22 protein-coding genes are annotated in these 22,210 nt (G+C 32.8%); 16 read left to right on the top strand and 6 right to left on the bottom strand.

All coding sequences use genetic code 11. The features are described 5' to 3' along the window. A complete protein-coding gene (gene smpB / locus HNP35_RS14650; protein ID WP_184163468.1) occupies window positions 1-456 on the bottom strand; it encodes an SsrA-binding protein SmpB in 456 nt (151 codons plus the stop codon). Window positions 457-595: 139 nt separating this feature from the next. On the opposite strand from smpB, the gene HNP35_RS14645 reads away from it, so the two are divergent. Further along, window positions 596-1,234: an outer membrane beta-barrel protein gene (locus HNP35_RS14645; RefSeq protein ID WP_184163465.1), complete on the top strand. Its 639-nt coding sequence runs from the start codon at window positions 596-598 to the stop codon at window positions 1,232-1,234. A gap of 109 nt (window positions 1,235-1,343) precedes the next feature. Then, on the top strand, window positions 1,344-1,568 hold the full coding sequence (locus HNP35_RS14640) for a VF530 family DNA-binding protein (RefSeq protein WP_184163462.1): 225 nt from the start codon (window positions 1,344-1,346) through the stop codon (window positions 1,566-1,568). Window positions 1,569-1,571: 3 nt separating this feature from the next. Here the strand turns inward: HNP35_RS14640 and HNP35_RS14635 are convergent, their stop codons facing one another. The 3 genes from HNP35_RS14635 to HNP35_RS14625 all read right to left on the bottom strand — a co-directional run bounded on the left by HNP35_RS14635 (window position 1,572) and on the right by HNP35_RS14625 (window position 3,649). Beyond that, window positions 1,572-2,126, bottom strand: a complete 555-nt coding sequence (locus tag HNP35_RS14635; RefSeq protein ID WP_184163459.1) for a DUF3575 domain-containing protein — start codon at window positions 2,124-2,126, stop codon at window positions 1,572-1,574. A gap of 112 nt (window positions 2,127-2,238) precedes the next feature. Beyond that, window positions 2,239-2,787, bottom strand: a complete 549-nt coding sequence (locus HNP35_RS14630; RefSeq protein WP_184163456.1) for a GNAT family N-acetyltransferase — start codon at window positions 2,785-2,787, stop codon at window positions 2,239-2,241. 10 nt (window positions 2,788-2,797) lie between these two features. Then, window positions 2,798-3,649, bottom strand: a complete 852-nt coding sequence (locus HNP35_RS14625) for an aldose 1-epimerase family protein (RefSeq protein ID WP_184163453.1) — start codon at window positions 3,647-3,649, stop codon at window positions 2,798-2,800. Window positions 3,650-3,834: 185 nt separating this feature from the next. On the opposite strand from HNP35_RS14625, the gene HNP35_RS14620 reads away from it, so the two are divergent. Further along, window positions 3,835-6,105, top strand: a complete 2,271-nt coding sequence (locus HNP35_RS14620; RefSeq protein WP_184163451.1) for a M1 family metallopeptidase — start codon at window positions 3,835-3,837, stop codon at window positions 6,103-6,105. A 98-nt stretch (window positions 6,106-6,203) separates the two neighbouring features. On the opposite strand, the gene HNP35_RS14615 is transcribed toward HNP35_RS14620, so the two are convergent. Then, complete coding sequence (locus tag HNP35_RS14615) at window positions 6,204-6,371, bottom strand: hypothetical protein (RefSeq protein WP_167398317.1); 168 nt, start codon at window positions 6,369-6,371, stop codon at window positions 6,204-6,206. A 201-nt stretch (window positions 6,372-6,572) separates the two neighbouring features. On the opposite strand from HNP35_RS14615, the gene HNP35_RS14610 reads away from it, so the two are divergent. The 11 genes from HNP35_RS14610 to argH all read left to right on the top strand — a co-directional run bounded on the left by HNP35_RS14610 (window position 6,573) and on the right by argH (window position 18,323). Next, window positions 6,573-7,220: a GNAT family N-acetyltransferase gene (locus tag HNP35_RS14610; protein WP_184163448.1), complete on the top strand. Its 648-nt coding sequence runs from the start codon at window positions 6,573-6,575 to the stop codon at window positions 7,218-7,220. A 55-nt stretch (window positions 7,221-7,275) separates the two neighbouring features. Then, window positions 7,276-8,469 carry an argininosuccinate synthase gene (locus tag HNP35_RS14605; protein ID WP_073409232.1) on the top strand — a complete coding sequence of 398 codons (1,194 nt, stop codon included), beginning with the start codon at window positions 7,276-7,278 and terminating at the stop codon, window positions 8,467-8,469. Then, a complete protein-coding gene (gene argC, locus HNP35_RS14600; protein WP_184163445.1) occupies window positions 8,462-9,439 on the top strand; it encodes an N-acetyl-gamma-glutamyl-phosphate reductase in 978 nt (325 codons plus the stop codon). The genes HNP35_RS14605 and argC overlap by 8 nt, the downstream gene beginning before the upstream one ends. A 161-nt stretch (window positions 9,440-9,600) precedes the next feature. Beyond that, window positions 9,601-10,740 (top strand): aspartate aminotransferase family protein, encoded by a 1,140-nt coding sequence (locus HNP35_RS14595; protein WP_184163442.1) that lies wholly within the window; start codon window positions 9,601-9,603, stop codon window positions 10,738-10,740. A gap of 1 nt (window position 10,741) precedes the next feature. Next, window positions 10,742-11,170: a hypothetical protein gene (locus HNP35_RS14590; protein WP_184163439.1), complete on the top strand. Its 429-nt coding sequence runs from the start codon at window positions 10,742-10,744 to the stop codon at window positions 11,168-11,170. Window positions 11,171-11,533: 363 nt separating this feature from the next. Then, window positions 11,534-12,727, top strand: coding sequence for a glutamate-5-semialdehyde dehydrogenase (locus HNP35_RS14585; protein ID WP_184163436.1), 1,194 nt, complete (start codon window positions 11,534-11,536; stop codon window positions 12,725-12,727). A gap of 165 nt (window positions 12,728-12,892) precedes the next feature. After that, the gene (gene proB, locus HNP35_RS14580) at window positions 12,893-13,654 is read left to right on the top strand and encodes a glutamate 5-kinase (RefSeq protein WP_184163433.1); all 762 of its coding nucleotides are present in this window, start codon (window positions 12,893-12,895) and stop codon (window positions 13,652-13,654) included. Between the two features lie 144 nt (window positions 13,655-13,798). Beyond that, entirely contained in the window at window positions 13,799-14,752 is a 954-nt protein-coding gene (locus tag HNP35_RS14575; RefSeq protein ID WP_184163430.1) for an N-acetylornithine carbamoyltransferase, read from the top strand. Window positions 14,753-14,845: 93 nt separating this feature from the next. Next, window positions 14,846-15,622, top strand: a complete 777-nt coding sequence (argB, locus tag HNP35_RS14570; RefSeq protein WP_184163427.1) for an acetylglutamate kinase — start codon at window positions 14,846-14,848, stop codon at window positions 15,620-15,622. A gap of 289 nt (window positions 15,623-15,911) precedes the next feature. Next, complete coding sequence (locus HNP35_RS14565; RefSeq protein ID WP_184163424.1) at window positions 15,912-16,982, top strand: M20 family metallo-hydrolase; 1,071 nt, start codon at window positions 15,912-15,914, stop codon at window positions 16,980-16,982. Between the two features lie 60 nt (window positions 16,983-17,042). After that, complete coding sequence (gene argH, locus HNP35_RS14560) at window positions 17,043-18,323, top strand: argininosuccinate lyase (RefSeq protein ID WP_184163421.1); 1,281 nt, start codon at window positions 17,043-17,045, stop codon at window positions 18,321-18,323. An 83-nt stretch (window positions 18,324-18,406) separates the two neighbouring features. Here argH and HNP35_RS14555 read toward each other — a convergent pair whose 3' ends face one another. Next, window positions 18,407-19,723 (bottom strand): T9SS type A sorting domain-containing protein, encoded by a 1,317-nt coding sequence (locus tag HNP35_RS14555; protein ID WP_184163418.1) that lies wholly within the window; start codon window positions 19,721-19,723, stop codon window positions 18,407-18,409. A gap of 261 nt (window positions 19,724-19,984) precedes the next feature. Between HNP35_RS14555 and HNP35_RS14550 the strand changes: the two genes are divergently transcribed. Next, entirely contained in the window at window positions 19,985-20,986 is a 1,002-nt protein-coding gene (locus HNP35_RS14550) for a DUF2157 domain-containing protein (protein ID WP_184163415.1), read from the top strand. Then, the gene (locus HNP35_RS14545) at window positions 20,983-22,146 is read left to right on the top strand and encodes a hypothetical protein (protein ID WP_184163412.1); all 1,164 of its coding nucleotides are present in this window, start codon (window positions 20,983-20,985) and stop codon (window positions 22,144-22,146) included. Before HNP35_RS14550 ends, HNP35_RS14545 begins: the two co-directional genes overlap by 4 nt. Window positions 22,147-22,210 lie beyond the last annotated feature (64 nt).

Below are 22,210 nucleotides of genomic sequence, written 5' to 3'. Positions count from 1 at the left end.
CTAATTGTAAGCTTTTTTTATACGGTCTAAATCGCGTTTTGTGTCTTGTTCTTTTAAAGATTCACGTTTATCGTAGTTTTTCTTTCCTTTACAAAGTCCAATTTGCAATTTGGCAAGACCTTTTTCGTTTGTGAATAGCTTTAGTGGAATAATAGTTAAACCTTTTGCCTGAACACTTTTATGTAGTGTTTTTAATTCTTTTCTATTTAAAAGTAATTTTCTTTCGCTTCTCGATTTATGGTTAAACTGATTTCCAAAAGAATATTCTTCTATATAAGTATTAATAGCAAAAAGTTCCATACCGCTAAACTCGCAGAAACTTTCCGTAATATTTGCTTTTCCTAAACGTATAGATTTGATTTCGGTACCTGCCAAAACGATTCCGGCTGTATAGGTATCGATTACTTCATAATCAAATCGCGCTCTTTTATTTAATATATTGACTGATTTTAACATAATGCAAATGTAAGACAAAATTGAAAACTTTATCAAGGCGCAAGATAATTAAAGTTTTTTTTTAATCTATGATTTTAATCATTTCCGAGGGAAAAGCTTACGGCTAAGTTTGTTTCATAATTTAAAATAAACTTTAAAAATGAAAAAAATTGTAACATTAGTGAGTATTGTGTTATTTGGTCTAACTGCTAAAGCTCAGGATGCTTCTCAAGGCTTAAAAGGAGCATGGTTTGTAACTTCTCAGTTCGGATACCAACAAACGAAAACAGGAGATGTTAAAAGTACAAATCTCTCTGTACTTCCAATTGTTGGAACATTTGTAACGCCATCTGTAGCAGTTGGAGCAGCAGTAGGATATATTAATGTAAAAGCAGATTCTGATGCAGGAACGGCCGCAAAAACCGATTTAATCGTTGCGCAACCATTAGTAAGAAAATATTGGAATGTTGCTGGATCTTTATATTTCTTCGGGCAAGCAGCAATACCGGTAATTTCAGGGAAGGAAAAAGAAAGCAATTTAAAAATTAATCAAGTTGGTTTATCTGTATCTGGTGGTTTAGATTATTTTGTAACTAAAAATTTCTCAGTTGAGTTTTCTTATGATTTAGCAAACTTTACTTCTACAACTTTAAAGCCAGAGAATGGAGAAAAAACTACAGTTACAAATTTTGGTTTGGCTCATGTAGCAAATGTTGATTCATATTACAACACAGCACTGGGCGGAAGTGCTCCAAATTTAACTTCTCCAATTTCTGTCGGATTTAAATTCGTTTTCTAATTATTCTTTATTTGATTAATGTAAAATTCTATTTAGTAATTTTGCATAAAAAGAAAGACCGTACTCTTTTGCAGTACGGTCTTTTTGATAATATTTTAAAAAGTATAAAATGGAAAATAAATCAAAAGATCCTTTACACGGAATTACACTTCAGAAAATTGTTGAAACTTTAGTTGATTTTTACGGCTTTGATACTTTAGGAGAATTAATACCTATAAAGTGTTTTATTTCAAATCCTAGTGTAAAATCGAGTCTTACTTTTTTGAGAAAAACAGATTGGGCTCGTAAAAAAGTTGAAAATCTTTATGTAAAAACACTTCCTAAACTAGGTTGATTCTTATAGCTTATAAGAAATCATAACTCCTCCACGGTAGGGAAGCCATTCTCCACTTTTGTTGTAATTTGGTGCTTTTTCGTATCTACCTGGAGTTCCATCATTATAATAGCCATGATAGAATCCTTGATGCCAGCCTCCGCCAACAAAAATATCTAATAAAAATTTATCGTTTAGTTTAAGATTGTAACCAACTGTTGCACCAATTCTGTAACCAAAACCATCTTCGTATTTGTTACTATTCCAGTAATTCCATTTTTGCAGTTCGTATTTGTCTGCTCCAATATGAGCTCCAGCATAAAAACCATTGTATTTTTCTTTAAAATGGTAGCGAACTTCTGGAGTCACGGTAACAAATTTCATAGGATGATGTCCATTGAAAGATTCCCAAAAAGAAGCCATTACATCGGCACTAAATGTTGTTTTTTCTCCGATGCTGGTTTCAATTCCAACATTAGGAACTAATAATAAAGCTGTAGCTCCGTTGAATTTAATAAAAGTCTGACTGTGTAATTGGATACAAAACAGAAGAATAATTAGGGCTGGTATTTTTTTCATAAAAATGTTTTCGAATTCGAAATCAGCTTTTTTTAGCCGATTTCGAGCGCAAATATAACGTATAAAGGCTAATATCTATTGTGCTAAACTCTGTTTTAACAAGAATAAATTTTTATTTTTCTAGTAATGAATAGATTACCTTATCAAGAAATTTTCCGTCATAAAATTCAGACTCTTTAAAATGTGCTTCTTTAGTAAATCCACATTTTTGTAGCACTTTTTCCGAAGCATAATTTTCAGGAGCAATCACAGCTTCAATAGAATGCAGTTTTAAATCTTCAAAAGCATATTGTATAAGTCTTTTTACGGCTTCAGGAACAAAACCTTTTCCATGAAATTCAGGTAAAATCATATAACCAATTTCGGCTCTGTAATTTTCTGGTTGCAATCTGTAGAATCCAATAAATCCAATTAATTTTGGGTCGTCTTTAAGTCTAATTCCCCAATTAATTCCTTCATTTGTTTCAATTTTATCTCGAATCATCTTAATATGTTCCAAAGCTTCATCATTGTTTTTTACCAATGGCCTCGGAATATATTTCATTATTTCAGGATTTGAACGTAATTGAAAAATTTCATTTACGTCTTCATCTGTAATTCTATCCAAAATCAAACGTTCTGTTTTGATGATTGGAAAAGGAGAAAAATTGAATTCTAACATTGTGAATATATTAAAGTATAGTAATGCTAAATTTTGCGTTGAAAGTTCTGTTTTCTTCTAAAGTAAAAATTCCTTCTTTTTCATATAAATTTCCAGAATTTTCATCGGTGTCAGAATAGCCAAGCCAAGGCTCAATACAAATAAATGGAGCATTTTCTTTAGTCCATAAACCTAAACTTGGAAAATCTTTAAAATCAACTTTTACGTAAGGTTTTGAATTTTCAAGAATAGTCAAAGATTTAGATTCTAATGTTTTAAAGATTAAAGCATCATTCTTGAAAAGTTCATAATTTAAAGGAACAATTTTGTTTTCTGCTTCTAAAATTTTAGTTTTTGATGAAATTAAATCATTTTCAAGAAGATAATATTTCAGATTTTCTTCTTTTTCAAATTCAAAAGCATAATTCTCAAAGTTGTCAGGTAATGCAATAGCAGGATGTGCACCAATTGAAAAAGGCATTTTTTCTTTTCCTTTATTGATGACTTTGTATTCAAGCTCTAAAGAATTTTCATTTAAAGTATAAATAAGCTGCAATTCAAAATTAAAAGGATATTTTTTAAGTGTTTCTTCAGAAGATTGTAAAGAAAATACCGCTTTGTTCTCGGTTTTTTCAATCAACTGAAATTCCATATCACGCGCAAATCCATGACGAGGTAAATTATATTCTTTATTATTGATTTTGTAAGTGTTGTTTTTTAAAGTGCCAACAATAGGGAAAAGGACAGGTGAGTGTTTGCCCCAAAAATCAGGATTTCCTTCCCAGATATATTCTTTGTTTTGATTGTCTTTTATAGAAAATAATTCAGCTCCAGAATGGTTTATAGAAGCTGTAAGTGTTGAATTTGAGATTGTTGTAGTCAAAATAGAATGTCTAAAGTGAATAATTTTTACTGTGATGTAAATATATTTTATAAAAATTACTTTTTTAGGAAAATCACCTAAATTATTTTATTGATAAAATTTTGCTAAAATTCAATTTATGTTTTGAAATTTCTCTGCGAATAGCTTTTTTTTTCATTAATTTGCTACATAAACAGCTAAAAAATATGAAAAAGCAATGTGCAAAAGCCATTTTAACCGCGGCTTTATTTTTTGGGATTTCTTCAGTTTGGGCGCAGCAAACTCCGTCAGCGACAACTACAAATCCAGTAAATAACTATAATTATCATGATGCCTTTGGTCCTCATTTTTACACCAAAAACGGGACTTCAACTCGTACTGCGAGTGGCCAACCAGGTGTTGAGTATTGGCAAAATAGAGCCGATTACCAAATTACAGCAAAATTAAACGGAACAACAAACGAGATTGTTGGTACAGATGAGATTACTTATACAAACAATAGTCCAGATAAATTAGGTTTTCTTTGGTTGAATTTAGATCAGAACTTATTCAAAGATGATTCCAGAGGAAATGCTGTTGTGCCATTAACAGGAAGCCGTAATGGAGCTCAAGGTCAAGTTTTTGACGGTGGTAACAAAATTAAATCGGTTAAAGTAATTTCTGGCGGAAAAACTAAAACAGAAGTTGAAGCAAAATATGTTGTTACAGATACGAGAATGCAGATTTTTCTTCCGCAAGAATTGGCTGCAAAAGGAGGTTCTGTAAAAATTAAGATAGAATTCTCTTTCATTGCGCCATTTGAAGGTTCAGACAGAATGGGAGTTTTAGAAACTAAAAACGGAAAAATCTTTACTATTGCACAATGGTATCCACGTATGTGTGTATACGATGACGTAAGAGGTTGGAATACTCCTCCTTATTTAGGTGCTTCTGAGTTTTATTTAGAATACGGAGATTTTGATGTAAAATTGACTGTTCCTGGAAATCATTATGTGGTGGCTTCTGGTGAATTAGTTAACGGTCAAGAAGTATTCTCTGCTGAACAATTAAAAAGATATAAAGAAGCTTCAAACAGTGATAAAACAGTTATGATTCGTACTGCTTCTGAAGTAGCTTCGACTGCAAGTGCAAATGCGGGAACTGAAAAAACATGGCATTACAAAATCAAAAATGCGCGTGATTTCTCTTGGGCATCTTCTTCGGCTTTTATCTTAGATGGAGCAAAAATTAATCTTCCAAGCGGTAAAAAATCTTTAGCATTATCTGCTTATCCAGTTGAAAGTGATGGTCGTGATGGTTATGGGCGTTCGACAGAATACGTAAAAGCTTCAATTGAACATTATTCTAAGCAATGGTTCGAATATCCTTATCCAGCAGCTACTAACGTTGCAGGAAACGAAGGCGGAATGGAATACCCTGGAATTGTTTTCTGCGGATGGAAATCTAAAGGAGCAGATTTGTGGGGAGTTACAGATCACGAATTTGGACACATTTGGTTTCCAATGATTGTAGGTTCAAACGAAAGATTATTCGGTTGGATGGATGAAGGTTTTAATACTTTTATCAATTCATTAAGTACTGCTGCATTCAATAATGGAGAATACAAAGAACCAGCGACAAACTTGCACGAGCAAGCTGAGCCATTTACACGTCCTGATTTGGAAACTATAATGAGTTCTCCTGATAACATGAAAGAACAAAATATCGGAATGTTGTGTTATTTTAAACCAAGTGCAGGTTTGGTGATTTTGAGAGAACAAATTTTAGGAAAAGAGCGTTTTGATACTGCTTTTAGAACTTATATTCAGCGTTGGGCTTACAAGCACCCACAACCGGACGATTTCTTTAGATCTATGGAAAATGTAGCAGGAGAAGATTTAAGTTGGTTTTGGAGAAGTTGGTTTGTAAACAACTGGAGATTTGACCAAGGAATCAATTCGATTAAATATGTAAAAAATGATCCTGCGAAAGGCGTTATTATAACAGTAGAAAACTTTGATAAAATGCCAATGCCAATTGTTTTAGACGTTAAAACAAAAAGCGGAAAGGTAACAAGAGTAAATCTCCCTGTAGAGATTTGGCAACGTAACAATAGCTGGTCTTTCAAGCATAATTCGACAGAAGAAATAGAAAGTATAACTTTAGATCCAGATAACGCATTTCCAGATAATAATACATCAAATAATGTTTGGACTGCGGGAAAAGGTAAGGTTGAAAAAGATATTATTTTAGATCCATATTTAGGAAATTTTTCTACTTCAAGAGCGCCTCTTAAAATTGAGGTTACAGAGAAAAACAGTACAATGTATGTTGAAATTACAGATTTTCCGAAGTTTTCAGTTAAACCAGTAGAGAACGAAAAAGACACATTTGAGTCTAAAGGAGCTGGTTTGAAATTCAAATATAATGAAGCGAAAACAGGTTTTGATATGATTGTTTTAGGTAACGGACAAGTAATTCCTTTTACGAAGAACTAAATATTAAAATTTAAAGTATTTAAAACCCGATAGTTACTTATAACTATCGGGTTTTTCTTTTTGATGTATTAACAAAACGCAAAAAAAATGTTAGAATTTTAATTTTTTGTTTTGTAAATGAAAAAAAGATGTACTTTTGCACCGATGAATAAAATAAGTTTACATATAACTTCTTTGTCACGGACAAACTCACCGATTACTTCTCCCGAAGTACGGACACTAGCTCTATAGTGTTCACTGAGTTTTATAGCCGTATATTTATTCATATCCATTTTTCATTTTGAAATCACATAATTTGTCCATTGGACAAACATATCCTAACAGTATTTATTATTTTGTAAATTTTCTTAGTCAAGATTTTGATTTTGAGAATGTTACTTCTATTTTGCTTAATTTTATTGGATTCAATTCTGGATTTCAAAGTAAACAATATGCTTTAATTTTTAACTCTAACTTCAATTATTGAAATGAAGATCTCTATTGTTGTTACCCAGGAAGAACACTTCAAATTCGCACAGGAAATTTGCGATACGATAGAATCATCTGCCTTGTTAAGAGGTACGGGGATTGCTAAAAGAACTCCTGAGTACATTCAGAAAAAAATGGCAAACGGTGATGCAATGATTGCTTTGGCTGATGGAAAGTTTGCTGGTTTTTGTTACATAGAAAGTTGGCAACATGGAAAATTTGTTGCTCATTCTGGATTAATTGTACATCCGGATTATAGAAGTCATGGTTTGGCAAAAAAGATAAAATCAAAAGTTTTTGATTATTCATTGAAAAGATTTCCAGATGCTAAAATATTCGGAATCACAACTGGTTTAGCGGTTATGAAAATTAACTCTGAATTAGGCTATAAACCAGTCCCTTTCTCTGAATTAACTACTGATCCAAGCTTCTGGGCTGGCTGTAAAACGTGTACTAATTTCCATATTCTACAAAGCAAAGAAAACAAAATGTGTCTTTGTACAGGAATGTTATACGACCCAAAAGAAAAACAAAAAACACCGCCAAGACATCCTTTTAACGAGGCTGTTTTAAGCAGACTTAAAAAAATAAAACAAGCTTTATTCTTAAACAAAATATTGTCATTTATTTTTTTATTCAAAATTTAATCAAAAAGAAATCTCAAACTGCTACATACGAAAGTATTAGCCTAAATTATAAAAAATGAAAAAAGTAGTATTAGCTTATAGCGGAGGATTAGATACCTCGTATTGTTTGAAATATTTAAAAAATGAAAAAGGATACGAAGTTCACACTGTTCTTGTAGATACAGGAGGATTTTCTGCTGAAGAATTAACAGCTATTGAAAAAAGAGCTTATGAGTTAGGAAGTGCACAACATGCTAACTTGACCATTTTAGATAAATATTACGATAAAGCTATAAAATACTTGATTTTCGGAAATGTATTAAAAAACAATACGTATCCATTATCAGTAAGTGCAGAGCGTGTTTTTCAAGCAATTGAAGCTATAAAATATGCTAAAAAAGTAGGAGCAACTGCAATCGCTCACGGAAGTACGGGTGCAGGAAACGACCAAATTCGTTTCGATTTGATCTTCCAAACTATTGCTCCGGAAATCGAAATTATTACTCCAATTAGAGATTTAAAACTTTCAAGACAAGAAGAAGTAGATTATTTAGCTCAAAACGGAGTTCACTATTCTTGGGAAAAAGCACAATATTCTATTAATAAAGGACTTTGGGGAACAAGTGTTGGAGGAAAAGAAACTTTGACTTCAAGCCAGCCATTACCAAGCGAGGCTTATCCATCTCAATTACAAAAAGAAGGAGAAGAGAAAGTTACCCTTCATTTTGAACAAGGAGAATTAGTTGGTTTAAACGGAAAAACAGATAAACCATCTAACAATATTGTAGCTCTTGAAAAATTAGCAAGCGCTTACGCAATTGGTAGAGATATTCACGTTGGAGATACAATTATCGGAATTAAAGGGAGAGTTGGTTTTGAAGCTGCTGCGCCGTTAATTATTATCAAAGCGCACCATTTATTAGAGAAACATACTCTTGGAAAATGGCAACAATACTGGAAAGAACAATTAGGAAACTGGTACGGAATGTTATTCCACGAAGGTCAGTTTTTGGATCCAGTTATGAGAAACATTGAAACTTTCTTGCAAGACACTCAAAAAACAGTAAATGGAACGGTTACAGTTTCATTAAAACCATACCATTTCTCATTGGACGGAATCGAATCTGAAAATGATTTAATGAACACAGGTTTTGGTCAATACGGAGAAATGAACAATGCTTGGACATCAGACGATGCAAAAGGATTTATTAAGATTTTAGGAAATGCACAAAACATATTCTCATCTGTAAACAAATTAGATCATGATTAATGTCGGAATTATTGGTGGTTCGGGCTACACAGCTGGAGAACTCATCAGAATTTTAATGTATCATCCCAACGTAAACATCGATTTTGTTTACAGTACAACAAATGCCGGAAAACCTCTTTCTGTAGCGCACCACGATTTGATGGGCGATATCGAAATGAATTTCACAGCCGAAATCAATCCGAATGTGAATGTTGTTTTCTTGTGCTTAGGTCATGGAAAATCGATTTCATTTTTGAAAGAAAATCAGTTTGCAAGTCATACCAAAATCATCGATTTAGGGAATGATTTCAGATTGAATAAAGACGCGCATTTCGAAGGAAAAGATTTTGTTTACGGTTTGCCTGAAATCAATAAAGCCGAAATCAAAAAGACAAATTATATCGCCAATCCAGGTTGTTTTGCAACTGCTATTCAGTTGGCTTTACTGCCTTTAGCAAAACAAAATTTGTTGAATAATGATGTGCATATTAATGCAACAACCGGAAGCACAGGTGCAGGAGTAAGTCTTTCTGAAACATCTCATTTCAGTTGGAGAAACAACAATATGTCGCACTATAAAGCTTTTGAACACCAGCATTTAGGTGAGATTTCAGAAAGTTTGGTTCAGCTTCAAGATGATTTTGATAGCGAATTGCTTTTTATTCCGAATAGAGGAGATTTCCCAAGAGGAATTTTCGCAACTTTATATACAGTTTGCGATGACAGTTTGGAGCAATTAGTAGAAAAATACGAAGAGTTCTATAAAAACGAACCTTTCGTAACTGTTACTACAACCAACATCAACATGAAACAAGTGGTGCAAACGAACAAATGTATTATTAGTTTATTGAAAAAAGGAAACCGGGTTCTTATAACATCAATTATAGATAACTTAACCAAAGGTGCTTCAGGACAAGCGATTCAAAATATGAATTTAATGTTCGGTTTGGAAGAAACCACAGGTTTACATTTGAAACCAAGCGGATTTTAGGAAAAAATTGTTTCAGGTTTTAAGTTTCAAGTTTCACGTTCTGTACGTGACTTGAAATAGATACAAAGAAATATAAACTAGTTTCAAGTTTAAAGTTCCAAGTTTAACGTTCTCTGAGTAACTTGAAACATGAAACCTGAAACAAAATAAACAAAAAACACATGAACTTATTCAACGTTTACCCATTATACGACATAACTCCAGTAAAAGCAGTAGATTGTACAATTATTGACGACAAAGGAGTAGAATATTTAGATTTATACAGCGGACATGGCGTGATTTCTATAGGACACACACAACCGGATTATGTAGCAAAATTGAAGAATCAAATAGACAATTTAGGATTTTATTCTAATGCGATTCAGAATCCTTTGCAGGTGGAATTGGCTCAGAAATTAGGAAAACTTTCTGGTCTTGAAGATTACGAATTGTTTTTATGCAGTTCTGGAGCTGAAGCAAACGAAAATGCTTTAAAATTAGCTTCTTTCCATAACGGAAAATCAAGAGTTGTCGCTTTTCATAACTCTTTCCATGGAAGAACTTCTGCAGCAGTTGCGGTTACAGACAACAAAAAAATTGTTGCTCCAATAAATGCGCAGCAAGAAGTAACTTTTTTACCGCTAAACCAAATTGAATTAGTTGAAGCTGAATTGGCTAAAGGCGATGTTACTGCAGTAATTATCGAAGGAATTCAAGGAGTTGGAGGTTTAGATCAAGGAACAACTGAGTTTTTCCAGGCTTTAGAGAAAGCATGTAAAAAACATGATGTTGTTTTAATTTTAGACGAAGTACAATCTGGATACGGAAGAAGCGGGAAATTCTTCGCTTTCCAACACCACGGAATCAATGCTGATATTATTTCAGTTGCAAAAGGAATGGGGAACGGTTTTCCTGTTGGAGCGATTTTAATTTCTCCAAAATTCGAAGCAAGTTTCGGATTATTAGGAACAACTTTCGGCGGAAGCCATTTGTCTTGTGCAGCAGGAATTGCAGTTTTAGATGTAATTGAAAAATTGGATTTACAAAAGAATGTAAACGAAGTTTATGAATATTTCTTAGAAAAAATAAAAGAAGTTCCAGGAATCAAACAAGTAAAAGGAAAAGGATTAATGCTTGGAGTTGAGTTTGATTTTGACGTAGCGGCTTTAAGAAAGAAGTTAATCATAGAAAAACACATTTTTACAGGAAGCGCAAACAATAAAAATCTATTAAGAATTTTACCGCCTTTAACTGTGAAAAAAGCTGATATTGATACGTTTGTAAAAGCTTTAAAAGAAAGTTTGGAAGAGCTTCAAAATTAAAATGAAGCTTTTTAAAAATATTTTGGGAGGTATATTGGTAATAAGCGTTTTATTGCCAATGTTCCTTTTCCTGAATCCATTTTTATGGGGAATGAGAAGAGCTCCCGAATATATTGCTTCTGCAAAACTTGAAAAAGTGTTGCAAAGGATGAAAGATGAAATCAATACACATGAAAATGTAGAAATTGATATTTATAATAATGAAGCAAGTGTTTGGTATTTTAGAGATTGTGAAAATAAAAAACTAGACTCTTTAAGTAATTTTAAGATTGAGATTTCTGAAGTCAAAAGGGATTCTTTTGTTAGGAAAAAAATTGAAAAATATGCTCCTTTAATTAAGAAGGAAATAGATTGTAAATGCTACGATTCTTTAGTATTTACTTATAAAATAAAAGGGAGTGAATTTGTTTCTGGATTTAAAATGAAATAAAATGAAGAAGGGGTTTTTAATTTTAGATTCATTTCTCAAGTTTCAGTCAATAGTCTATTTGTTTATTATAATTTGGGCTGTTTTAATTGCCAATTTACAAAACCAATTTACGGTTTGGAAATACATAGAAAAGATAAATAAAATTCTCTTTTTTATATATTTTTTGATTGGTTTAGTTTCAGTTATAATATTAATTATACAGATTTTAAAAATTTATTTTTCGTCAGATAATAGCATGAAAAGAAAAGTGTGGATAGTAGCAAATATTTTACTTTATTATGGAGTGCTATCAGCTGTTTTTTATTTATCGGCACAGTTTAGATTTTAATATACAACCAAAAAACAACCAACCAACTAGAAATTATGAACCCATTATCAATTGAAAAACGCAATCTCGTGCTGCGGACCATGGCAAAGCTGGTCGAACAAGAGCGAAATCAGATTATCTTAACCAATCAGGAAGATCTTGCTGATTACGACGGCTCTGATTTAGCGATGGAAGAACGCTTAAAAGTAGATGATAAAAAAGTCGACGAAATGATTTTATCATTAAACCAGTTAGCTTCACAGGAAGATCCCGTTGGCGTTGAGCGTTTTCATTTTACACATGATAATGGAATAAAAGTGGTGAATAAAACTGCCGCTTTCGGAACGATTTTAATTATTTACGAATCTCGCCCTGATGTCACAATCGAAGCCGGTGGAATCGCTTTTAAATCTGGAAATAAGATTTTATTAAAAGGAGGAAAAGAGTCTTTAAAATCGAATTTGAAAATTGTAAGTCTTTGGCACAAAGCTTTAGAAGAAAACGGAGTTTCAAAAGACTGGGTGGAATATCTGAATTATAACAGAACAGAAACTCAAGCTTTTTTAGAAAAACCAACTCAAAAAGTCGATTTAATTGTTCCGAGAGGCGGAGAAAAATTAATAGAATTTGTAAAAGCGCATGCAACTTGTCCTGTTATTGTAAGCGGACGAGGAAATAATTTTGTTTACGTTCATGAAAAAGCAGATACTGATTTGGCTTTAAAAGTGATTTTAAATGCTAAAACAGCTAAAATATCTGCCTGTAATGCTTTAGATAAAGTGCTAATCGATTCTAAACTGCCAAATTTTGAAGGTTTCACAGCAATGTTAATCGAAGCTTTAATTGAATCCAAAGTCGAAGTTATTGTCGATAAATCTTTAGAGAATTTCGAAAACACCAAAACCATCGAAAACGAAGATATTTGGTACGAAGAATTCTTAGATTATAAAATCGTAATCGGAACAATTGATTCACAGCAAAATGCTATCGAAAAGATCAATAAATATTGCGGTGGACATTCAGCCGCAATTATTTCAAGAGACAACGAAGCATCACAAGAATTTATGGAAGCGATAGATGCAGCGGCAGTTTACCAAAATGCTTCAACCCGTTTCACAGACGGCGGGCAATTTGGTTTAGGCGGAGAATTAGCCATAAGCACTGATAAATTGCATCAAAGAGGACCAATTGGACTTCAGCATTTAGTAACAAACAAATGGTACGTTTACGGAGAAGGACAAATTAGATGATTTTAGATTTTAGATTGGTGATTAACGATTTTTGATTTCAGATTTTTTTTTTGAATTTGGAATTTTCAAATTGGATTTTTTGAGATTTAGCTTTGCGAACTTAGCGTTTGTAAACACAAGCTATATCAAAAAAACCTTGCGCCCTTTGCGGTTAAAAAACAAGACATGGCAAAAAAACGGATTTTATTAAAAATAGGAAGTAATACTTTAACCAAAGAAACCAATCATATTTCGCGGGGAAAGATTGAAGACCTTGGAATACAGATTGCCGCTTTAAACGACGAATATGAGTTTATCATAGTGAGTTCTGGAGCAATTGCCGCGGCAAAGCAATTTGTAAAGCTTGATAATCAGGATAAAGATGTTTTTGTAAAACAGGCTTTAGCTTCAATCGGACAGCCACATTTAATGCGGATTTACAATGAGAATTTCAAAGATTTAGGTTTAAATACGTCACAATGTTTACTTTCTTATTCTGATTTTGAAAAAGAGCAGACCAAAAAGAACATCGTAAATACGATTAATGTATTGGTTAAAAACAATTACATTCCGATTATCAATGAAAATGATACCGTTGCAACAGATGAGATTCGGTTTGGAGATAATGACAAATTAGCAGCCTTAACGGCGGTTCTTTTAAATGTTGATATTCTGATTATTGCAACCAATACAAATGGAATTTACACGAAAGAATCTATTCATAATGAAATTCCGGAAACAATTAAATTGGTAAATGATTTAAAATCTCTTGAAAAAGAAATCGGCGATTCAAAATCATCACACGGAACAGGAGGAATGCAGTCTAAAATAGAAGCAGCGGCAATTTCGAAAGCAGCCAATATTGAAACTTGGATTGTCAACGGACTGGATGATAATTTTATTCTAAAAGCATTAAAGGAAGAAATTCCGTTTACTAAAATTGTATAGAAAGGGTTTAATTGTTTAATCGTTAATTCGGTTAACCGATTAAAAGCAGAACATAAAAAAAACACAAATGGATAAAAGTCAGATTTGTTTAAAACAATAAACCGATTAAACAAACTAACGATTAACCGATTAAACAAAAAAAACATGAACTATATCTCAATAAAAGAAATCAACTCATTATCAAAATGGGTAAAACAAGCGATCAAAATAAAAAAGAATCCGCTTAAAAATCAAAGTTTAGGGAAGAATAAAACTCTTGGAATGTTATTCTTCAATCCAAGTTTAAGAACGCGTTTGAGTACTCAAAAAGCAGCAATGAACTTAGGAATGAACGTTATGGTAATGAATTTTACCAATGAAGGCTGGACATTAGAGTTCGAAGATGGAGCAGTAATGAATTCTGGCGCATCAGAACATATTAAAGAAGCTGCAGAAGTAGTTTCTCAATACTGTGATATTATCGCGATTCGTGCTTTTGCAGGTTTGGTTGATAAAGAAAAAGATTATCAGGAAACTGTAATTTCAGGATTTTTGAAATATGCTACAGTGCCAATCGTAAATATGGAAAGCGCTATCCGTCACCCATTACAGTCGTTGGCAGATGCTATTACAATGGAAGAATTCAAGCCTAGACACAAAAATAAACCAAAAGTGGTTCTTTCTTGGGCACCGCATCCAAAAGCGTTGCCACAGGCAGTTGCCAATTCATTCGTAGAAATGATGCAGATGCAAAAAGACATGGATTTTGTAATCACACACCCAGAAGGTTATGAACTTAGTCCAGAAATCACACAAGATTGCAAAATTGAATATGATCAAAACAAAGCTTTCGAAAATGCCGATTTCGTTTACGTAAAAAACTGGAGTAATTTCAACGATTACGGAAAAGTAACCAACAGCGATCCAAATTGGACAGTAACAGCTGAAAAAATGGCTTTAACGAACAACGGAAAATTCATGCACTGTCTTCCAGTTCGTAGAAATGTAATCGTAAGTGACGAAGTTCTAGACGGAGAAAATTCAATCGTAATCGAGCAGGCAAATAATAGAACGTATTCAGCACAATTAGTTTTACAAAAGATTCTTAAAAAAATATAATTTTTTGAGGTGCTAAGGTTCTAAGTTTCTAAGATGCTAAGAAACGAGGAACAAAAACCTTAGTCCCTTAGAACCTTAGCAACTTAGAACCTCATGAAGAAAGTTACCGTAATCAAAATAGGTGGAAACATCATCGACAATCCAGCAGAATTAGAACAATTTTTAACTGATTTTTCTAAAATTGAAGGCTATAAAGTTTTAGTTCACGGCGGTGGAAAATCGGCTACAAAGATGGCGCAGAGTATTGGTTTAGTACCGCAAATGATTGACGGACGCCGAATTACAGACGCTCCAATGCTTGATGTTGTGGTAATGATTTATGCAGGTCAAATCAACAAACATATTGTAGCACAGTTACAGGCTAAAGATAATAATGCAATAGGTTTTTCCGGAGCTGACGGAAATTTAATTCAGTCCACAAAAAGAAACCACCCAACAATCGATTACGGATTTGTAGGCGATGTAAAACAAGTTAATACAAAATTATTGGCAACTTTATTAGAAGCTAGAGTTGTACCCGTTTTCTGTGCCATCACACACGATAAAAACGGTCAACTGTTAAACACTAATGCAGATACAATTGCAAGCGAACTATCAATTGCTTTATCTGAAGTTTTTGATGTTACGCTAACATATTGTTTTGAAAAACAAGGTGTTTTACAAGATTCAGAAGATGATTCATCTGTAATTACAGAAATAAACGAAGCTTTATATCAAAAATTAAAAGAAGAAAAAGTAATCCATTCCGGAATGATTCCAAAATTGGATAACTGTTTCAATAGTTTATCAAGAGGCGTACAGAAAATCAAAATTGGACATCATAAAATGCTCCAAAATTCAGATATTCCGCATACAACGATTACGTTGTAAAGATATAGCCACGAATTACACGAATTGGCACTAATTTTTTTCTGTTTAAAAAAGAGAAAATAATTTTTAAAATACATGAAAAAGTTCATTTTGATTTTAATTCCATAACAAAAAAACAATTTGTGAAAATTCGTGCAATTAGTGGCAAAAAAACAGAGTAGCGCAGTACTTTTAAATATTAATTTAAGAAATTTGCGCCAATTAAATTTAGGTTAAGATTGACTATAGTGACATAAGTTTAGAAAAAACTTAGAACCTTAGAATCTTAGCATCTCAGTACCTAGTAGAAATGAAAAATATAGATACGCTTACCCAGGAAGCAATTAGTTTATTAAAAAGCTTAATCGAAACCCCTTCATTTTCAAGTGAAGAAGATCAAACGGCTCTTTTGATAGAAAATTGGTTCAATCAGAATGAAATTCCATTCAAGAGAGAAAACAACAATGTGTGGGCTTTCAACAAATATTTCGACGAAAACAAACCAACACTTTTACTAAACTCACATCACGATACCGTACGACCGAATCAGGCGTACACCAACGACCCGTTCAAAGCAATTGAAAAAGAAGGAAAACTATTTGGACTAGGAAGTAACGATGCAGGAGGCTGCTTAGTTTCTTTACTAGCAACTTTTGTGCATTTCTACGAAAACCAAAACCTTTCTCACAATATTGTAATCGTAGCTTCTGCTGAAGAAGAAAGCAGTGGTAAAAATGGTTTAAATAGTGTTTTAAAAAGCTTACCAGAACTAGATTGTGCTATTGTAGGCGAGCCTACTTTAATGCAATTAGCAGTTGCAGAAAAAGGATTGTTAGTTTTAGATGTAAAAGTGAAAGGAACTGCAAGCCACGCCGCGCATCAAAACGATGATAACGCTTTATACAAATCAATTCCGGTAATGGAATGGTTTAAAAACTATAAATTCGACAAAATCTCAGACGTTTTAGGTCCTGTAAAAATGACCGTAACTCAGATCAATGCAGGAAAACAACACAACGTAGTGCCATCAGAATGTGATTTAGTTGTCGACATTCGTGTAACAGACCGTTATACCAATGCTGAAATTTTGGAAGTAGTAAAAGCAAATGTTAATGCCGAAGTAACGCCAAGATCAATGCACTTAAATGCTTCATCTATTCCAGTTGCGCACGGTTTGGTTCAGGCAGGAATTGCTTTAGGGAGAACAACTTATGGTTCGCCAACGCTTTCAGATCAGTCGGTTTTAAGCTGTCAGTCTTTGAAATTAGGGCCAGGAGAAACATTACGTTCGCATTCAGCAGACGAATTTATTTTTGTAAACGAAATTGTAGAAGGAATCGACTTGTATATCAAAATACTAACTGATTTCTTTAAATTATAATTCAACGAAATTAAACCCGACAAGTTCTTAAAACCTGTCGGGTTTCTAAAAATAGTACCTATGAAACTTTGGGAAAAAGGAATACCAACAGATAAACAAATCGAGCAATTCACAGTTGGAAACGATCGTGAACTGGATTTGGTCTTAGCAAAATACGATGCTTTAGGTTCAATCGCTCATGCTAAAATGCTTGGACAGATTGGTTTGTTGACAGCTGAAGAAACAACATCTTTAGTAGACGCTTTAAATGAAATCATTGCGGATATTGTAGTAGGTAATTTCGAAATCGAAGACAGTTTTGAAGACGTACATTCTAAAATTGAATATCTGTTAACGGTAAAACTAGGCGATGCCGGAAAGAAAATCCACACCGCGCGTTCTCGTAATGATCAGGTTTTAGTAGATGTAAATTTATATCTTAAAGACGTTGTAAAAGAGTTAAAAGAACAAGTAAAAACACTTTTTGACTTAATGATGGAATCGGCAGAAAAACACCAAAACGTTTTATTGCCAGGTTATACACATTTGCAAATCGCAATGCCGTCTTCTTTCGGAATGTGGTTTTCCGCTTATGCCGAAACTTTGATTGATGACATTACAATGTTAAATGCTGCCTTGAAAATTGTAGATCAAAATCCGTTAGGTTCTGCTGCAGGTTACGGAAGCTCTTTTCCGATCAACAGAACATTTACAACACAAGAATTAGGTTTTGAAACTTTAAAATACAATTCGGTTGCAGCTCAAATGAGTCGCGGAAAATCAGAAAAAACAGTTGCTTTTGCAATGAGTAGTGTTGCAGCTACGTTGGCTAAATTTTCAATGGACGTTTGTTTGTATATGAGCCAGAATTTTGACTTTATTGGTCTTCCGGCACATCTTACAACGGGTTCAAGCATTATGCCTCATAAAAAGAATCCGGATGTTTTCGAATTAATCAGAGGAAAATGCAACAAGATTCAGGCGCTTCCATACGAGATCACTTTAATCACCAATAATCTTCCAAGCGGTTATCATAGAGATTTGCAGCTTTTAAAAGAAGGTTTGTTTCCAGCGATTCAAAATTTGAAAGCTTGTTTGGATATTGCAATCTTTTCTATAAAAGACATTACCGTAAAAGATCATATTTTAGAAGATAAAAAATACGATTATTTGTTTACAGTAGATACTTTAAACGAAATGGTTGTTGCAGGAATGCCATTTAGAGATGCTTACAAGGCCGTTGCAGAACAATTGGAAGCAGGAACGTACAAATCTCCAAAAGAGACCAAACATACGCACGAAGGCAGTATCAATAATTTATGCCTTGATGCGATAAAAGATAAAATGAAAGCAGCTTTTTAATGTTTTGTAAGATGTAAAAAGTGAAATGAAAAAAGTAAAAAGGTCATTGATTTGTTTCAATGACCTTTTGATTTATAGAAGAATTAGTTTTTTACTAATTTAAATGTTTTGCTTCGATTTTCGATTTGAACTTTACAGATATAAATGCCTTTTGCAAGATTACCAACATTTAGTTCTAGTTTCTCATCTGCAATTATATTTTTAGAATGAGAATATACTTTTGATCCATTCGATGAAAATAAATTTACTTGAGCCAATCCATTATCAGAACTTGAAAAATCGATATTCAAAAGTCGATTAATTACTGATGGATAATATTTCAAATCTAAATTATTGACATTATCATTCAAACCTAAATTATTACAACTTGTTGACAAAACGCCTTGAGAAGTAACTTGAAGCGTTGCTCCAGCTCCACAGGTTGAGTTCGAAATATATGCAGCAACATTACCAATTGGCAAAACACTATAAGAATAAGACGGTTTTGTTACCGTAGTTCCTGAATTGGCAGTTGCATTCAAGCAATCTGTAAAAGCAATTCCAATTGTTCCACCGTCTGTGCTTACATAACTTTTAAAAGCAGTTCCAATTTTAGCAAAATCAGTTCCTTCTACATAACAAGTCGTATTATTGCTTCCACCGCCAAGACCAATTGCTAAAGAACCAGATACAGAGGTGTTATAATAGCAATTTAAAATATGAAGTTCAGCGTTTCTTGCTCTCGGCATTCTTTCTTTACAGCCCTCTGCCCAATAACAGTTTTTAAAAGTTATGCTGTAATGTCCGTCAGATGGGGCATCGGTTTTAGAAGATCCAACTAAATCTGAAAAACGATGATCGTCTGCTCCTCCAGAACCTCCTGCTTTTGGAGTTTTTAAATAAATAAACTTAGTCCATGAAACAGTTACGTTATCTGCAGCTCCTTTATTGTCAAAATTTCCGTCCATTCCATCTTGAAATTCACAGTGGTCTACCCAAAGATTTGTTGCTTCTGAAGTAAGGTTATCGCGTCCATCTACATCATATGCTCCAGGTCCTTCAAAAATTAAATTTCTTATAATGACATTATTTGAGCCAGGTTTTAAACTTAAAATTCCAGAACCTGCAGCAGTTTGATCTAAGTTTACTAATCTAGCGCCTGGAAGTCCAATAATGGTTTTATCATTGATTTGTAAACTGGTATATGTGCAATTGATAGTTCCAGATACTAAAATAACCTGCGGAGTTGTTAATTTTAATTTTGCTGTTAAATCTGCTAGAGTAGTAACTGTAACAGGCGTAGCGCTTCCTCCACCAGTCGCAGAAGCTCCAAATCCTTCGGGAGCGCTCATAAAATAATTTTGAGCAAAAAGAAAGGAGCAAGGCAGAAGCAATGCTAATAGAATAAGTTTTGTTTTCATTTAAGTGTGGTTTTTTGTGGTTTAATAGTTTAATGTAATCGATTGCACAAATGTATAAGAATAAAAATAATTTCAAATTAATTTATCAAATTTTTATGTTTTAATGCTTTGATTTTTAGATTAATAAGTGTTGTTTTTACACTATTTAATTATAAGATATTCTTTTCGAATGGTTTAAGAAATTACAAAAAGGTTTGCCTTGAAAAGCAGAAAATTCATGCTAAATACATATATTTGATGTACCAGTTTATTATCTTACCAATGGAAAAATTTAAAGAAGAGGCCATTCTAAAACTTTTTGAGAAAGGCTTAATTACTGAAAATCAGTTTGAAGAAATAAAAACATATCGAAGTTTAAATATTTTTTCTTTAAATGCAGAACTAAAATTATTTCTTTATTTATCGGTTCTATTATTTACTTCAGGAATAGGAATTTTGATTTATGAAAACATAGATACAATAGGTCATGTCGCAATTCTTTCGTTGCTTTTGATTGTGATTGTAGTTTGTTTTTATTACTGTTTTAAAAATTCTAAAGGTTTTCAGAAAACAGAAACAACATTTGAGCATCCTGTTTTAGAATACTTAGTTTTGGCAGGTAATATTTTGACTTGTATTTTTATAGGATATCTCCAATTTCAATACAGACCGTTTGGAGAACATTACGGATTGGCTACTTTGGTTCCAACAATAGTGAGTTTCTTCTGTGCTTATTATTTTGATAATAGAAGTGTCTTGACAATTGCAATTACGGGTTTGGCTGCTTATGTTGGACTTTCGGTTACTCCGCAAGATATTTTTAACGATAGTAACAATTTATACGCCAATCAAAATTTGAGTTATTCGGCTGTAATGTTGGGAATTTTATTGATTTTATGGACAGTTTATAGTCGACGAATTTCTTTAAAAACTCATTTTGGTTTAGTTTTTCTAACTTTTGCTTTGCACATTATCAGTATTGCATCTATTAGTAATCTAACTAATTATGACACCATCACTTGGATGATATTTGCTTTAATTATAGGATGCTCTAGCTATTATTTTTATAAAATAAGCTATGAGTATAAAGCGATGTCATTGTATGTTTTTACGATTGTTTATGCTTTTATTGGCGTGAATATCTTTTTATTTAGAATTTTTGAAAATGTCGATTTTTTCCGAATTTGGGAATTATTTATTTTCTTACTTCCTGCTTATTTTATTGGAACCATCGTAATGTTCATTAAACTAATTAAAAACTTTCATAAAGAAATTGCCGAATGATAGTACATGATAAAAAGAAGTTAGACAATGAATTTCTAGTTGATCAAGCCGATTCTTTATATAATGGCGGTTTTATTAGTAAAGAACAGAAAAAATTTATAGAAAAAGAGTTACCAGTTTTAAGGAGTCAAAGCAATGTTTTGGTTAGAATTGGTTTCTTCTTGTTAGGAAGTTTACTTTACAGTTCAATCTGCGGAATGATTTCTTTGTTCGGATTAAGTTCTGAACATATCTATTTTCAAATTTGCTTTTATATTTTCGCCGCAGTTGGTTTTGCCGGTGCAGAATTGCTTTCTCATCAAGAATATCATAATCACGGTTTAGATGATGCTTTTATTTTAGGCGCTATTTCTCAGATAGGAATTGCTATTGCTATAACAACAGAAGGGTACGAAACTGTAATTGCATTTTTTGTAGCTTTTGCAGCATTTTTTATGTTTATAAGATATTTGCATGTTTTGTCGATGTTGGTCTTTTGCATCGCTGTGACAGCATTTTTGTTTTTTGAGATGTTTGAGTTGGGAGATATCGGAAAAGCCATTTTACCCTTCATAGCAATGATTTTTGCAGGAGCTTGTTATTTTATAACGAAAAAAATAATCAAAAATCTAACAGAAAGTTATTATTATAATGGACTTCTATTAGCAAATAGTTTTTGTCTCGCTTTGTTTTATTTTTCTTGTAATTATTTAGTAGTTAGAGAGCTTTCAGGAGAACTTTTAGGAACCGAAGTAAAACCTGGAACAGACATTCCGTTTGCGTTTTTCTTTTATGCGTTTACAGTTTTAGTTCCAATTATTTATTTAGTTCAGGCTTTAAAAACAAAAGACAGAATAATGCTTTGGCTAAGTTTTCTGGCAATCGGATTTTCAATTTTTACTATTCGCTTTTACTATTCAGTTTTACCTGCTGAAGTTGCGCTTACAGTAGGCGGATTAGTTTTATTCGCAATAGCTTATTTTTCAATTAAAAAATTAAAAGAAAAGGAAAGCGGATTAACTTTTAAACCAGATAGAATTAATCATTCAGATAGTTTCTTAAATGCTGAAGCTTTAATTGTAGCTTCAACTTTCGGTATGAAACCTGAAGTTAAAACGGTTTCTCCAATGGAATTTGGAGGAGGAGGTTTTAGTGGAGGAGGATCTGGTGAGAGTTTTTAAATAATGTGATTTGTGAAAATGTAAAATGTGAGATTAGCTTTTAGTTCATCTCACATTTTACTAA

Source organism: Flavobacterium notoginsengisoli, from assembly GCF_014207905.1.
Taxonomy (GTDB): domain Bacteria; phylum Bacteroidota; class Bacteroidia; order Flavobacteriales; family Flavobacteriaceae; genus Flavobacterium; species Flavobacterium notoginsengisoli_A.
This window is presented reverse-complemented; position numbering and strand designations above follow the sequence as displayed.